Origin of the sequence: Streptomyces sp. NPDC048185 (assembly GCF_043202495.1) — a bacterium.
GTDB lineage: Bacteria > Actinomycetota > Actinomycetes > Streptomycetales > Streptomycetaceae > Streptomyces.
On record NZ_JBIDAN010000001.1, the window covers coordinates 160170 to 174308 of the forward strand.

13 protein-coding genes are annotated in these 14139 nt (G+C 70.5%); 5 read left to right on the forward strand and 8 right to left on the reverse strand.

All coding sequences use genetic code 11. The features are described from left to right. Positions 1 to 11: 11 nt before the first annotated feature. The 3 genes from ACGF3H_RS00785 to ACGF3H_RS00795 form a co-directional block, all read right to left on the reverse strand. Positions 12 to 1118: an amidohydrolase family protein gene (locus ACGF3H_RS00785; protein WP_362495427.1), complete on the reverse strand. Its 1107-nt coding sequence runs from the start codon at positions 1116 to 1118 to the stop codon at positions 12 to 14. Positions 1119 to 1184: 66 nt separating this feature from the next. Next, positions 1185 to 1517 carry a hypothetical protein gene (locus ACGF3H_RS00790; RefSeq protein ID WP_362495424.1) on the reverse strand — a complete coding sequence of 111 codons (333 nt, stop codon included), beginning with the start codon at positions 1515 to 1517 and terminating at the stop codon, positions 1185 to 1187. Between the two features lie 90 nt (positions 1518 to 1607). Further along, positions 1608 to 2561, reverse strand: coding sequence for a heme o synthase (locus tag ACGF3H_RS00795; protein WP_362495421.1), 954 nt, complete (start codon positions 2559 to 2561; stop codon positions 1608 to 1610). A 372-nt stretch (positions 2562 to 2933) separates the two neighbouring features. On the opposite strand from ACGF3H_RS00795, the gene tkt reads away from it, so the two are divergent. The 5 genes from tkt to pgl are packed head-to-tail and all read left to right on the forward strand — an operon-like array spanning position 2934 to position 9545. Beyond that, complete coding sequence (tkt, locus tag ACGF3H_RS00800) at positions 2934 to 5036, forward strand: transketolase (RefSeq protein WP_362495419.1); 2103 nt, start codon at positions 2934 to 2936, stop codon at positions 5034 to 5036. A 34-nt stretch (positions 5037 to 5070) separates the two neighbouring features. Continuing rightward, positions 5071 to 6189, forward strand: a complete 1119-nt coding sequence (gene tal, locus ACGF3H_RS00805) for a transaldolase (RefSeq protein ID WP_362495417.1) — start codon at positions 5071 to 5073, stop codon at positions 6187 to 6189. A gap of 4 nt (positions 6190 to 6193) precedes the next feature. Next, positions 6194 to 7717 carry a glucose-6-phosphate dehydrogenase gene (gene zwf, locus ACGF3H_RS00810; protein WP_362495416.1) on the forward strand — a complete coding sequence of 508 codons (1524 nt, stop codon included), beginning with the start codon at positions 6194 to 6196 and terminating at the stop codon, positions 7715 to 7717. Continuing rightward, complete coding sequence (gene opcA / locus ACGF3H_RS00815; protein WP_362495414.1) at positions 7714 to 8763, forward strand: glucose-6-phosphate dehydrogenase assembly protein OpcA; 1050 nt, start codon at positions 7714 to 7716, stop codon at positions 8761 to 8763. Before zwf ends, opcA begins: the two co-directional genes overlap by 4 nt. Next, complete coding sequence (pgl, locus tag ACGF3H_RS00820; RefSeq protein WP_362495412.1) at positions 8760 to 9545, forward strand: 6-phosphogluconolactonase; 786 nt, start codon at positions 8760 to 8762, stop codon at positions 9543 to 9545. The genes opcA and pgl overlap by 4 nt, the downstream gene beginning before the upstream one ends. 81 nt (positions 9546 to 9626) lie before the next feature. Here pgl and ACGF3H_RS00825 read toward each other — a convergent pair whose 3' ends face one another. The 5 genes from ACGF3H_RS00825 to tpiA all read right to left on the reverse strand — a co-directional run bounded on the left by ACGF3H_RS00825 (position 9627) and on the right by tpiA (position 14136). Next, positions 9627 to 10574, reverse strand: coding sequence for a hypothetical protein (locus tag ACGF3H_RS00825; RefSeq protein WP_362495409.1), 948 nt, complete (start codon positions 10572 to 10574; stop codon positions 9627 to 9629). Positions 10575 to 10663: 89 nt separating this feature from the next. Beyond that, complete coding sequence (gene pgi / locus ACGF3H_RS00830) at positions 10664 to 12316, reverse strand: glucose-6-phosphate isomerase (RefSeq protein WP_362495407.1); 1653 nt, start codon at positions 12314 to 12316, stop codon at positions 10664 to 10666. Between the two features lie 157 nt (positions 12317 to 12473). After that, positions 12474 to 12809, reverse strand: coding sequence for an RNA polymerase-binding protein RbpA (locus ACGF3H_RS00835; RefSeq protein ID WP_003976875.1), 336 nt, complete (start codon positions 12807 to 12809; stop codon positions 12474 to 12476). Between the two features lie 199 nt (positions 12810 to 13008). Continuing rightward, on the reverse strand, positions 13009 to 13245 hold the full coding sequence (gene secG / locus ACGF3H_RS00840) for a preprotein translocase subunit SecG (protein WP_161167105.1): 237 nt from the start codon (positions 13243 to 13245) through the stop codon (positions 13009 to 13011). 114 nt (positions 13246 to 13359) lie between these two features. Beyond that, positions 13360 to 14136 (reverse strand): triose-phosphate isomerase, encoded by a 777-nt coding sequence (gene tpiA, locus ACGF3H_RS00845; RefSeq protein ID WP_362495404.1) that lies wholly within the window; start codon positions 14134 to 14136, stop codon positions 13360 to 13362. Between the last annotated feature and the right edge of the window lie 3 nt (positions 14137 to 14139).

A 14139-nucleotide genomic window follows, 5' to 3' on the forward strand; every position in this document is an offset into this window, starting at 1 on the left:
GTATGCGCGGCTCACTCCAGTGCGTACACCCGGCGCGCGTTACCCGACGCGATCATGGTCGCCACCCGCTGCGCGTCCGCCTGCGCCCACGCCCCCTCGGCCACCCAGGTGCCGAGCACCCGGCCGAGGGCCTCGCGGAACAGGCGCGCGCCCACGACGTGCAGCTCGGGCAGGCCCTGGGCGCCGCTGGAGAACAGGACCTTGCCGAACGGGGCCAGCTCGAGGATCTCCGCGAGGACGGTCGCGGCGCGGGCGCCGGTGCGCACCAGGGCGGCGCCCGAGTCGGCGTAGACGTGCGGGAAGACGCCGGCGAGGTGGGCGGCCTGGCGGTGGTACGGGTAGCCGTGCAGCAGGACCAGGTCGGTGCCGAGGCCGGCGGTGGCCCGCACGAAGTCGGTCAGCAGCACCGGGTCGGTGCGGTCGATGCGCAGGCCCGGTTCGCCGAGCCCCGCGTGCAGCTGGAGCGGCAGCCCGGAGGCGACGGCGATCCACAGCAGGTGACGCAGCAGGACGGGGTCGCTCAGCTCACCGCCGACCTCGCGTCCGGCCAGCCAGCGGGCGGCGGCGCCGCGCACCTCCCCGGGGCCCGGCGGCTCCGGGGCGAGAGCCAGCCCGTGCCGCACTCCGGCGACGGAGGTGAAGGCGACCGCGTACGCGGCGGCACCGTGGACGGCCTCGGCGAGGTTGGCGAGGAAGGACTCGACGGTGCCGGAGGTGTCGGCGACCTGCTCGGCCAGCAGTTCCAGCCGCACGATCGCGTGGGCGTCGGCGTCCGCCGCGCCGGCCAGCTCGGCGGGGCCGGTGAGGTCGCCGGGCAGGTCCGCGTCGACCAGGTACGTGGTGATGCCGCTGCCGCGCAGCAGCCTGCGGTCCGCCTCCAGGACGCCGAGCTCGCGGCGCCGGGCGAGGTAGCGGGCGGGGGCGCAGTGGGGTTCCAGGCCGAGCAGGGGCGGGCACCAGCGGCGCACCGCGAAGCCGGTCTGGGTGTCGAAGAGGGTGGTGCCGGGTGCGGGCGGCCCCTCCGTGCGGGCCAGCTGGGCCTCGAAGGTGCCGAGGCCCAGCTCCGTTCTCAGGACGCCGTGGCAGTACTGGTCCACCAGGGACGGCGTTTCGATCATCCGGACTCCCCGCGTAGGGACCGTGCGCCTCACGGCTTCCTACGGTCCTAACGGGTGAACCCGGCGTCAGGTGTTGCTCGGCCCGCCGACCTGGATGCCCGCCATGCGCGACCACTCGTAGCGGCCGGTCGTGACCTTGGCCGCGAACTCGCCGTCGAAGTCCTCGTGGACGGTGATCCCGGACTTCTCCACGGCCTTGCGCGCGATCTCGTAGGAGGGGGCGACCAGGTCGCCCCAGCCGCCGTCCTCGCCGACGAGGACGACGCGGGCGCCGCGCTCGCCGATGTAGGCCACCTGGCCCTCGGCGCCGCCGTGCGCCTTGGAGAAGGAGTCGATCCGCCGGGCCAGCCGGGTCACCTGGCGCTCGGCCTTCGCGTCAACCTGCTGCGTGTCTGCCATGACCAGGATGCTACCGACGGGTAGATCAAACGGCGACGGGCGGGGTGCGTGGCCTTGACCACGCGCCCCGCCCGCCGGACGGCCGTCGGCTCAGCGCAGGAAGGGGTCCACCGCGATGGCCAGGAACAGCACGGACACGTAGGTGATGGACCAGTGGAACAGCCGCATCTCCTTGAGCTTCCCGCCGGTGACCTCGGCCTTGGCGCGGTTCTGCAGCCCGTGGGCCTCCCACAGCCACATGCCGCCGGCCGCCACGGCGACCGCCGTGTAGAACCATCCGGTGTAGCCCAGCGGCGTCAGCAGCAGCGACACCGCGACCATCACCCAGCTGTAGATCACGATCTGCCGGGCGACGACCTTGTTGGAGGCGATGACCGGGAGCATCGGCACGCCCACGCGCGCGTAGTCCTCCTTGACCTTCATGGACAGCGGCCAGTAGTGCGGCGGCGTCCAGAAGAACATCACCCCGAAGAGGATGATCGGCGCCCAGGACATCGAGTTGGTCACGGCGGACCAGCCGATCAGCACCGGCAGGCAGCCGGCGATGCCGCCCCAGACGATGTTCTGCGAGGTGCGGCGCTTGAGGATCATCGTGTAGACGACCACGTAGAACAGCAGTGCGCCCAGCGACAGCCACGCCGACAGCCAGTTGACGGTGAGGCCGAACAGCAGCGTCGAGACGACCGCCAGCGTGATGCCGAAGGCGAGGCACTCGCGCGGGCTGACCATGCCGGTGACCAGCGGGCGCTGCGAGGTGCGGTCCATCAGCGCGTCGATGTCGCGGTCGATGTACATGTTCAGCGCGTTCGCGCCGCCCGCGGACAGGTAGCCGCCGACGCAGGCGAGCAGCACCAGCCACAGATCGGGCACGCCCTGCTCGGCCAGGAACATCACCGGAACGGTGGTGATCAGCAGAAGCTCGATGATCCGCGGCTTGGTCAGCGCCACGAACGCCTTGACACGGGCCCCGAACGGCCGGTGACTCGGGCTCTGGCTCGTCCCGATTACCCCCGCAGGACGGGATTCAACGGCCGTCACGCACACCCCTGACAGAGACTCCCAGCGAGCCTGCCCTGTGAAGTGGCGGTAAAGGCTCGCGCGTACCACGCCACTTTAGACGTTGCCCAGAGCCCGGCATTCGCGGGGGTGCGTTCGTGTTGAGGAGGGCGCTCCGACGTGCATACGGAGAGTCGATTGAGCAGTCAGATGAGCGGCTGCGTATTCACTTGCCGAATGCGGTTTCGTCCAGTCGACAGGCGGATCCACACGAGGCCCTGCAGTCTGGTTTCCAGCGGAAAAACGCACGTACTTACGGGGGTAGGCTCGACAGCGGCCGGCCGACGCACGAATGCGCCGGCAGCCGGTGGGCGCCACGTGCACCGGCATCCGACATGTGGAGAGGAGCCCTGACTCAGGGTGAGCACCAAGCCGACCACCACAGACCTCGAGTGGACCGAACTGGACCAGCGGGCCGTGGACACCGCCCGCGTCCTGGCCGCCGACGCCGTACAGAAGGTTGGCAACGGCCATCCGGGTACGGCGATGAGCCTGGCGCCCGCTGCCTACACCCTCTTCCAGAAGGTGATGCGGCACGACCCGGCCGACGCGAACTGGGTCGGACGCGACCGTTTCGTGCTGTCCGCCGGACACTCGTCCCTGACCCTCTACACCCAGCTGTACCTGGCCGGCTTCGGCCTGGAGCTGGACGACCTGAAGTCCTTCCGGACGTGGGGCTCCAAGACCCCGGGTCACCCCGAGTACGGCCACACCACGGGCGTGGAGACGACGACCGGCCCGCTGGGCCAGGGTGTCGCCAACGCGGTGGGCATGGCGATGGCCGCCCGCTACGAGCGCGGCCTGTTCGACCCGGAGGCCGCCGAGGGCACCTCCCCGTTCGACCACTTCATCTACTGCATCGCCGGTGACGGCTGCCTCCAGGAGGGCATCTCCGCCGAGGCCTCCTCCCTCGCGGGCCACCAGAAGCTCGGCAACCTGATCCTGCTGTGGGACGACAACCACATCTCGATCGAGGGCGACACCGAGACGGCCGTCTCCGAGGACACGGTCAAGCGCTACGAGGCCTACGGCTGGCACGTGCAGCGCGTGGAGCCGAAGGCGGACGGCGACCTGGACCCGGACGCGCTGTACGCGGCGATCGAGGCGGCGAAGCAGGTCACCGACCGGCCGTCCTTCATCGCGATGCGCTCGATCATCGCCTGGCCCGCCCCGAACGCGCAGAACACCGAGGCCGCGCACGGCTCGGCGCTCGGCGACGAGGAGGTCGCGGCCACCAAGCGCGTCCTGGGCTTCGACCCGGAGAAGAGCTTCGAGGTCTCCGACGAGGTCATCGGCCACACCCGCAAGGCGCTGGAGAGGGGCCAGGCGGCCCGCGCCGTGTGGGAGAAGTCCTACCAGCAGTGGCGGGACAACAACCCCGAGCGCGCCGCCGAGTACGACCGGATCGCCAAGGGCGAGCTCCCCAAGGGCTGGGAGGAGAAGATCCCGGTCTTCGAGACCGGCAAGGGTGTGGCCACGCGTGCCGCGTCCGGCAAGGTCCTCCAGGCGCTCGGCGCGGTGATCCCCGAGCTGTGGGGCGGCTCCGCCGACCTGGCCGGTTCGAACAACACGACGATCGACAAGACGTCGTCCTTCCTCCCGGCGGGCAACCCGCTGCCCGAGGCGGACCCGTACGGCCGCACCGTCCACTTCGGCATCCGCGAGCACGCGATGGCCGCGGAGATGAACGGCATCGCCCTGCACGGCAACACGCGCATCTACGGCGGCACCTTCCTGGTGTTCTCCGACTACATGCGCAACGCCGTGCGCCTGTCCGCGCTGATGCACCTGCCGGTGACCTACGTGTGGACGCACGACTCCATCGGCCTCGGCGAGGACGGCCCGACCCACCAGCCGGTCGAGCACCTGGCCTCGCTGCGCGCCATCCCCGGTCTGAACGTGGTGCGCCCGGCCGACGCCAACGAGACCGCCGTCGCCTGGCGCGAGATCCTGCGCCGCTGGACGAAGGAGTTCGGCAAGGGCCAGCCGCACGGTCTGGCGCTGACCCGCCAGGGCGTGCCGACGTACGAGGCCAACGACGACGCGGCCAAGGGCGGCTACGTCCTGTTCGAGGCCGAAGGGCCCGAAGGGCAGAGCACCGAGGCCCAGGTCGTGCTGATCGCCACCGGTTCCGAGGTGCACGTGGCGGTCGAGGCCCGTGAGGCGCTCCAGGCCGACGGTGTGCCGACCCGCGTGGTGTCGATGCCGTCCGTCGAGTGGTTCGAGCAGCAGGACCAGGGGTACCGGGACAGCGTCCTGCCCCCGTCCGTGAAGGCCCGTGTCGCGGTCGAGGCCGGGATCGGTCTCACCTGGCACAAGTACGTGGGGGACGCCGGCCGCATCGTCTCCCTGGAGCACTTCGGTGCTTCGGCCGACGGCAAGCTGCTCTTCCAGGAGTTCGGCTTCACCGCCGAGAACGTGGCCGCCGCGGCCCGGGAATCGCTCGCCGCGGCCCAGCGCTGACGCTCGTATACGACACGTAGGAGATGCATTTTCCATGACAGACGCACTCAAGCGCCTCTCCGATGAAGGCGTCGCGATCTGGCTGGACGACCTGTCGCGCAAGCGGATCACGTCCGGCAACCTCGCCGAGCTGATCGACCAGCAGCACGTCGTGGGCGTCACCACCAATCCGTCGATCTTCCAGAAGGCGATCTCGCAGGGCGACGGCTACGACACCCAGCTCACCGACCTCGCCGCACGCGAGGTGACCGTCGAAGAGGCCATCCGGATGATCACCACGGCGGACGTCCGCGACGCCGCCGACATCCTGCGTCCGGTCTTCGACAACACCGGCGGCAAGGACGGCCGGGTCTCCATCGAGGTCGACCCGCGCCTCGCGCACAACACCCGGGCGACGGTCGCCGAGGCCAAGCAGCTCGCCTGGCTGGTGGACCGGCCCAACACGCTGATCAAGATCCCGGCGACCGAGGCCGGCATCCCGGCGATCGCCGAGACCATCGGCCTGGGCATCAGCGTCAACGTCACGCTGATCTTCTCGCTGGAGCGCTACCGCAAGGTCATGGACGCCTTCCTCACCGGTCTGGAGAAGGCCAAGGAGCGCGGCCTCGACCTGTCGCAGATCCACTCCGTGGCGTCCTTCTTCGTGTCCCGCGTGGACACCGAGATCGACAAGCGGATCGACGCGCTCGGCACCGACGAGGCCAAGGCGCTGCGCGGCAAGGCCGCCGTCGCCAACGCCCGCCTCGCCTACCAGGCCTACGAGGAGATCTTCTCCTCCGACCGCTGGAACGCCCTGGAGAAGGCCGGCGCCAACAAGCAGCGTCCGCTGTGGGCGTCGACCGGCGTGAAGGACAAGGCGTACAGCGACACCATGTACGTCACCGACCTGGTCGCACCCAACACGGTGAACACCATGCCGGAGGCGACGCTGTTCGCCACCGAGGACCACGGCGAGATCACCGGCGACACCGTCGCCGGCACCTACGAGCAGGCCCGCGCCGACCTCGACGCCGTCGCGAAGCTCGGGATCCCCTACGACGAGGTGGTCCAGCTCCTGGAGAAGGAGGGCGTCGAAAAGTTCGAGGACGCCTGGAACGACCTGCTGAAGTCGACGGAGGCAGAGCTCAAGCGCCTCGCTCCCTCGGAGGGCTGACAATTTGTCAAGCAGCAACCCGCTGCGTGACCCCGCAGACCGACGGCTCCCGCGTATCGCGGGGCCGTCGGGTCTGGTCATTTTCGGCGTCACCGGCGATCTGTCCCGCAAGAAGCTCATGCCCGCCGTGTACGACCTCGCCAACCGGGGTCTGCTGCCGCCGGGCTTCTCGCTCATCGGGTTCGCCCGCCGCGACTGGGAGCACGAGGACTTCGCCCAGGTCGTGCACGACGCCGTCAAGGAGCACTCCCGCACCCCCTTCCGCGAGGAGGTCTGGCAGCAGCTCATCCAGGGGATGCGCTTCGTCCAGGGCACCTTCGACGACGACGAGGCGTTCGAGCGGCTGCGCGGCACCATCGAGGAGCTGGACAAGGCGCAGGGCACGGGCGGCAACTTCGCCTTCTACCTGTCGGTGCCGCCGAAGTCCTTCCCGGTCGTCATCCAGCAGCTGAAGAAGCACGGTCTCGCCGACCAGACGGGCGGCTCCTGGCGCCGCGCGGTGATCGAGAAGCCGTTCGGCCACGACCTGGAGTCGGCCGAGGAGCTCAACCGGATCGTCCACGAGGTCTTCGGCTCCGACCAGGTCTTCCGCATCGACCACTACCTGGGCAAGGAGACCGTCCAGAACATCCTGGCGCTGCGCTTCGCCAACACGATGTTCGAGCCGATCTGGAACCGGTCCTACGTGGACCACGTGCAGATCACCATGGCCGAGGACATCGGCATCGGCGGCCGGGCCGGCTACTACGACGGCATCGGCGCCGCCCGCGACGTCATCCAGAACCACCTGCTCCAGCTGCTCGCCCTGACCGCGATGGAGGAGCCCGCCTCCTTCGACGCGGACGCGCTGGCCGCGGAGAAGACCAAGGTGCTCGGCGCGGTCCGCCTCCCCAAGGACCTGGGCCGGGACACCGTGCGCGGCCAGTACGCGGCCGGGTGGCAGGGCGGCGCGAAGGCCGTCGGCTATCTGGAGGAAGAGGGCATCGACCCCAAGTCGAAGACCGACACCTACGCCGCGATCAAGGTCGGGATCGACAACCGCCGCTGGGCGGGCGTCCCCTTCTACCTGCGCACCGGCAAGCGGCTGGGCCGCCGGGTCACCGAGATCGCGGTGGTCTTCCAGCGGGCCCCGCACTCCCCCTTCGACACGACGGCCACCGAGGAGCTGGGCTCGAACGCGATCGTCATCCGCGTCCAGCCCGACGAGGGCGTCACCGTCCGCTTCGGCTCGAAGGTGCCGGGCACGTCGATGGAGATCCGGGACGTGTCCATGGACTTCGCGTACGGCGAGTCCTTCACGGAGTCGAGCCCGGAGGCGTACGAGCGCCTGATCCTGGACGTGCTGCTCGGCGACGCGAACCTCTTCCCGCGCACGGAGGAGGTCGAGCTGTCCTGGAAGATCCTCGACCCGATCGAGCGGTACTGGGACAAGCACGGCACGCCCGCGCAGTACCCGTCCGGTACGTGGGGACCCGTCGAGGCGGACGAGATGCTCGAGCGAGACGGACGGAGCTGGCGCCGGCCATGAAGACAGACCTCACGGACACCACGTCGAGCAAGATCAACAAGGCGTTGGTGCTGGGCCGCCGGGCGATCGGCACGCCGGCCGTCGGCATGGTGCTCACGCTGGTCATCGTCACCGACGAGGAGAACGCCTACGACGCGCTGAAGGCCGCGAGCGACGCCGCGCACGAGCACCCCTCGCGCACGCTCGTCGTCATCAAGCGCGTCTCGCGCTCCCCCCGGGACCGCACCCAGTCCCGGCTGGACGCGGAGGTCCGCCTCGGTGCCGACGCGGGCACCGGCGAGACGGTGGTGCTGCGGCTGTACGGCGACGTCGTCGACCACGCCCAGTCGGTCGTCCTGCCGCTGCTGCTGCCGGACGCGCCGGTCGTGGTGTGGTGGCCGGTGAACGCGCCGCTGGATCCGGCCGGCGACCCGCTGGGCGCGCTGGCCCAGCGCCGGGTCACCGACACCTACGCCTGCGAGGAGCCGGTACGGGAGCTGGCGGCCCGCGCCGACGCCTACACGCCGGGCGACACCGACCTGTCGTGGACCCGCATCACCCCCTGGCGGTCGATGCTCGCGGCGGCCCTGGACCAGGTCGACTGCGAGGTGCAGGGCGTCGAGGTGGAGGGCGAGGAGTACAACCCGAGCTGCGAGCTGCTGGCGATGTGGCTCGCGGACCGGCTGAACGTGCCGGTGCAGCGCAGCACCTCCAGCGGGCCCGGACTGACCGCGGTCCGCATGGACACCGACTGCGGTCCGGTCGTCCTGGACCGGGCCGACGGCTCGCTCGCGACCCTGTCCATCCAGGGACAGCCGGCCCGCGCTGTGGCCCTCAAGCGCCGCGAGACCGCCGAACTGATCGCGGAGGAGCTGCGGCGCCTCGACCCGGACGACACGTACGCCTCGGCGCTGCGCTTCGGGGTGGACCGGCTGCACGCGGCGTCCGGCGGGAAGGCGGACCAAGGGCCCGGCGCGGTCCCCGCTCCCGTCGAGACGGTCGCGAAGGCCCCCGCGAAGGACGCGGCGCGGGAGAAGACACCGGTGCGGAAGGCGGCGGCGAAGTGAGTGACACTCCCCAGCTGGTCGTGCACCGGGACAAGGAGCTGATGGCCGAGGCCGCGGCCGCCCGGCTGATCACGAAGGTCGTGGACGCCCAGTCCTCCCGGGGCTCGGCGTCCGTGGTCCTGACCGGCGGCCGCAACGGCAACGGCCTGCTGGCCGCACTGGCGTCGTCCCCGGCCCGGGACGCCGTCGACTGGGCCCGCCTCGACCTGTGGTGGGGCGACGAGCGCTTCCTGCCGGAGGGCGACCCGGAGCGCAACGTCACGCAGGCCCGCGAGGCCCTGCTGGACGCGGTGCCGCTGGACCCGGAGCGGGTGCACGCCATGCCCGCCTCGGACGGCCCGCACGGCACCGACGTGGAGGCCGCGGCGGCGGCGTACGCGCAGGAACTGGCGAAGGCGGCCGCGCCGGAGAACCACGCGTCGGTGCCGTCCTTCGACGTCCTGCTCCTCGGCGTCGGCCCGGACACGCACGTGGCCTCGCTGTTCCCGGAGCACCCGGGGGTGCGGGAGACGGAGCGCACGGTGATCGGCGTCCACGGCTCCCCGAAGCCGCCGCCCACCCGGGTCTCCCTGACCCTGCCCGCGATCCGCACGGCCCGTGAGGTGTGGCTGCTCGCGGCGGGCGAGGACAAGGCGAACGCCGTGGCGATGGCCCTGTCGGGCGCCGGTGAGATCCAGGCCCCGGCGGCCGGGGCGCGGGGCCGCGCCCGCACCCTGTGGCTGCTGGACGCTGCGGCGGCCTCACAGCTGCCGCGGTCGATGTATCCGCCGGCCTCGGCGTAACCTCCCCCGCACACCGACGACGCCGGGTCCCCTGTCCAGGGGGCCCGGCGTTCTCGGTGGTCCGGTGCTGCGGACGTGGTGTCAGGACCCGTTCGGGCCCGGGGAGTAGGGGTTGCCGTAGCCGTTCGGGTGCGGCGCGTACGGCGGCTGCGGCGGCGCGTAGGGGTTCCGCGGCCCGGGGGCGTACGGGTGGCCGGCGCCCGCCGGCGGGTACGGGTGTCCGAAGGGGTTGCCCTGCGGCGGCACGTGCGGCAGCCCGGTCGGCGGGAGGTGTCCGGGGATCGGCGGCAGGGTCGCCGGGTGGGCCTTCAGCCGGATGCCGTAGCGCCGCTTGAGCCGCCCCGTCTCCAGCAGCGCGATCGCGGTGACCGTCACGGGTGCGCCCAGGATGAAGACGATGCCCAGGGTGAGGCTGAGCCCGTGCAGGTCGCCGGTGACGAGGTCCGGGATGGCCATGAGCCAGCTCGTCACGGTGGCCAGCAGCGCCGGGAGGCCTCGGTGGACGGCGGCGGTGCCGAAGAAGTTCCCGGAGACCCTGATGGCCCCCCAGACCACGAATCCCAGCATCCACAGCATCGTCAGACCACCGACGATGATCACCAGCGGGTTGCCCGAGGCGTTGATCGTGGTGACGAGCACCACCAGCGCGGCGACGCAGCCCACGAACAGCAGCAGCAGCTTGAGCGCGTTGAACAGCGGCCCCCGCAGCTGCCCCACCGTGCCGGTGCGCCGCCAGACGAAGAGCATCGCGCCCACCGCCAGCGGGGTGATGAACAGCAGGACGACGGAGGCCGTCAGCGCGTTCTCCAGCAGCTGGGTGAGGTCGAAGCCGCCCTCCAGGAAGGTGTAGACGCCGAGCGAGGCGACGGCGCCCGCGATGACCCGGAAGCGCTTGAGCTGCTCGATCGACGGATCGACCGACGCAGGGATCCACGCGGGGTGGAACACGGCGGTCGCCGCCTGCTTGGGATTGAGGAGGGACCGTGCCGTCAGTCTGCCGGCCGTCCAACTTCCGCGCGTACCTGCCACCTTGCTCCCCCGAGCACTCGCCGTGATGATCGCCGGGGGATTCTACGACAAGCGGGCGGGGTGCCGCCGCCCGCTTGTCCGCGCCGGTCTCACCGCCTGCCGCGCAGCTCCCGGTAGGCGCCGGCCAGCGCCTTCGTGGAGGCGTCCAGGCCCGGGACCTCGGCGCCGTCGGTGAGGGCGGGTGCGATGCGCTTGGCGAGGACCTTGCCGAGCTCCACGCCCCACTGGTCGAAGGAGTCGATGTTCCACACCGCCCCCTGGACGAACACCTTGTGCTCGTACAGCGCGATCAGCTGGCCGAGCACCGACGGGGTCAGCTCGCCGGCCAGGATCGTCGTCGTCGGGTGGTCGCCGCGGAACGTCTTGTGCGGGACCAGCTCCTCCGGCACGCCCTCGCCCCGCACCTCGTCCGGCGTCTTGCCGAAGGCGAGCGCCTGGGTCTGGGCGAAGAAGTTGGCCATCAGCAGGTCGTGCTGGGCCTTGAGCTCGTCGCTCAGCTCGGCCGCGGGCCGGGCGAAGCCGATGAAGTCCGCCGGGATCAGCTTCGTTCCCTGGTGGATCAGCTGGTAGTAGGCGTGCTGCCCGTTGGTGCCGGGCGTGCCCCACACCACCGGGCCGGTCTGCCAGTCCACCGGGCGGCCCTCGCGGTCCGTCGACTTGCCGTTGGACTCCATGTCGAGCTGCTGGAGGTAGGCGGTGAACTTCGACAGGTAGTGCGAGTACGGCAGCACGGCATGTGACTGCGCGTCGTGGAAATTGCCGTACCAGATGCCCAACAGGCCCAGCAGCAGGGGAACGTTGGACTCGGCGGGGGCGGTGCGGAAGTGTTCGTCGACCAGGTGGAAGCCGTCGAGCATCTCCCGGAAGCGGTCCGGGCCGATGGCGATCATCAGGGAGAGACCGATCGCCGAGTCGTACGAGTAGCGACCGCCGACCCAGTCCCAGAACTCGAACATGTTGGCCGTGTCGATGCCGAACTCGGCGACCTTCTCGGCGTTCGTCGACAGGGCGACGAAGTGCCGGGCGACGGCCTCCTTGTCACCGAGCGCGTCCAGCAGCCAGCTCCGGGCCGAGGTGGCGTTGGTGACCGTCTCGATGGTGGTAAACGTCTTGGAGGCGATGATGAACAGGGTCTCGGCCGGGTCCAGGTCCCTCGTGGCCTCGTGCAGGTCGGAGCCGTCGACGTTGGAGACGAAGCGGACCGTCAGCTCGCGGTCGGTGAAGGGGCGCAGCGCCTCGTGGGCCATGGCGGGGCCGAGGTCGGACCCGCCGATGCCGACGTTGACCACGTTGCGGATGCGCTTGCCGGTGTGGCCGGTCCACTCGCCGGAACGGACCCGGTCCGCGAAGGCCGCCATCTTGTCGAGGACGGCATGGACCTTGGGGACGACGTTCTCGCCGTCGACCTCGATCACCGCGTCCCGCGGGACCCGCAGCGCGGTGTGCAGGACGGCCCGGTCCTCGGTGATGTTGATCCGCTCGCCGCGGAACATGGCGTCGCGCAGCCCGAACACGTCGGCGGCGGCGGCCAGTTCCCGCAGCAGCCGCAGGGTGTCGTCGGTGACCAGGTGCTTGGAGTAGTCGACGTACAGGTCACCCACGCGCAGGACGTATCCGGTGCCGCGCCCGGGATCGGCGGCGAACAGGTCGCGCAGCCGCACCTCGCCGAGCTCGTCGCGGTGTGCCGCCAGCGCGGCCCATTCGGGCGTCCGGTTGATCCTGGTACGGCCGTCTGCGTTCATGTCGGACTTCAGCCTTCTTCCTTGGTGTCCCAGCTGTCCCGGCTGTTCCCAACCTAATTGATCAGCGGTGAGGAAGGCCGACGGTGAAGAGGACCCGAGAAGACGGAAGGCCGAAGAGGCAGAAGAGGCCGAAGGCGGCCGCCCGCGGACCGCCGGGCTAGATCTCGCCCCGCAGCTTCGCGAGCGCCTCGGCGAGGATCGCCTCGCCGTCCGCGTCGCTGCGGCGTTCGCGCACGTACGCGAGGTGCGTCTTGTAGGGCTCGGTGCGCGGCGGGTCCGGCGGGTTGTCCCGGTCCTGTCCGGCGGGGAAGCCGCAGCGCGGGCAGTCCCAGGTCTCGGGGACCTGTGCGTCGCTCGCGAAGCTCGGCTGTGTCTCGTGTCCGTTGGAGCACCAGAAGGAGATGCGCAGACGCGGCGCGGACTCGCCGCGCTCGGCCTCGCCCATCGGCCCCGCCCCGACCCGGCTTCCCCGGATCGCGTTGCCACTTGCCACGGTCGTAACTCCCTGCGTGATGGTGCCGCAAAGCGAGTCGGCGTTTCGCTTCGCTGCGAGCGCCTCAGTCTACGTAAGGCCCAACGCGCGTCCAGTGGTTGGAGTTACAAGCCCCCGTACACAGACGCAAGCCCCATGATAGGCCGCGCCGGGGGGCGCGTACCGGACATGGGGCATCGCGTACGCAGTGCGTGCGGGGTCAGTTGTTCGCCTTCATCACCAGGCCGAGCACGATGATGCACGCGAACCACAGCAGACCGACCACCACGGTGATCCGGTCGAGGTTGCGCTCGGCGACCGAGGAGCCGCCGACGGACGACTGCATGCCGCCACCGAACATGTCGGAGAGGCCGCCGCCCTTCCCCTTGTGCATCAGCACCAGCAGCATCAGCAGCAGGCTGAAGACGATCAGGGCGATCGAGAACCCCAAAACCACGGCTGGACCAACTTCCTCGGATTCTGACGGACGACGGGGGCACGGAGGCTGCAGGCCACCATGCCCCCGCAAGGGTACGACGTATCGTCGCTAGCGCATACTCACCGGCCGGGGCTACTGGTCGCGGAAGCGCACGATCTTGACGAACTCGTCGGAGTCGAGCGAGGCGCCGCCGACCAGGGCACCGTCGATGTCGGGCTGCGCCATGATCTCGGCGACGTTGCCGGACTTGACGGAGCCGCCGTACTGGATGCGGACCTTGTCGGCCAGCTCCTGCGAGTACAGTTCGGCGATCTTGCCGCGGACGGCCGCGCAGACCTCCTGGGCGTCCTCGGCACCGCAGACCTTGCCCGTGCCGATGGCCCACACCGGCTCGTAGGCGATCACGATCGTCTCGGCCTGCTCGGCGGTGAGGTCCTTCAGGCCCCCCTCGACCTGGGCGAGGGTGTGGGCGACGTGGTTGCCCGCCTCGCGGACGTCCAGCTCCTCGCCGACGCACAGGATCGGGGTCAGACCGTGCTTGTAGGCGGCCTTGACCTTGGCGTTCACCAGCTCGTCCGACTCCGCGTGGTACTGCCGGCGCTCGGAGTGACCGATGGCGACGTAGGCGCAGCGCAGCTTGGCCAGCATCGGGCCGGAGATCTCGCCGGTGTAGGCGCCGCCGTCGTGGGCGGAGACGTCCTGGGCTCCGTACTTGATCTTGAGCTTGTCGTGCTCGACCAGGGTCTGCACCGAGCGCAGGTCGGTGAAGGGAACCAGGACGGCGACCTCGACGGCGTCGTAGTCCTTGTCCGCGAGGGCGAAGGCGAGCTTCTGGACGTGCGCGATGGCCTCGAGGTGGTTGAGGTTCATCTTCCAGTTGCCCGCCATCAGCGGCGTGCGGGTGGTCATCGG

What these genes read in the sequence shown, in the direction of transcription:
- tpiA (WP_362495404.1), bottom strand. Translation starts at nt 14,136, where the DNA reads ATGACCACCCGCACGCCGCTGATGGCGGGCAACTGGAAGATGAACCTC.
- tal (WP_362495417.1), top strand. Translation starts at nt 5,071, where the DNA reads ATGACAGACGCACTCAAGCGCCTCTCCGATGAAGGCGTCGCGATCTGG.
- opcA (WP_362495414.1), top strand. Translation starts at nt 7,714, where the DNA reads ATGAAGACAGACCTCACGGACACCACGTCGAGCAAGATCAACAAGGCG.
- pgi (WP_362495407.1), bottom strand. Translation starts at nt 12,316, where the DNA reads ATGAACGCAGACGGCCGTACCAGGATCAACCGGACGCCCGAATGGGCC.
- ACGF3H_RS00785 (WP_362495427.1), bottom strand. Translation starts at nt 1,118, where the DNA reads ATGATCGAAACGCCGTCCCTGGTGGACCAGTACTGCCACGGCGTCCTG.
- ACGF3H_RS00790 (WP_362495424.1), bottom strand. Translation starts at nt 1,517, where the DNA reads ATGGCAGACACGCAGCAGGTTGACGCGAAGGCCGAGCGCCAGGTGACC.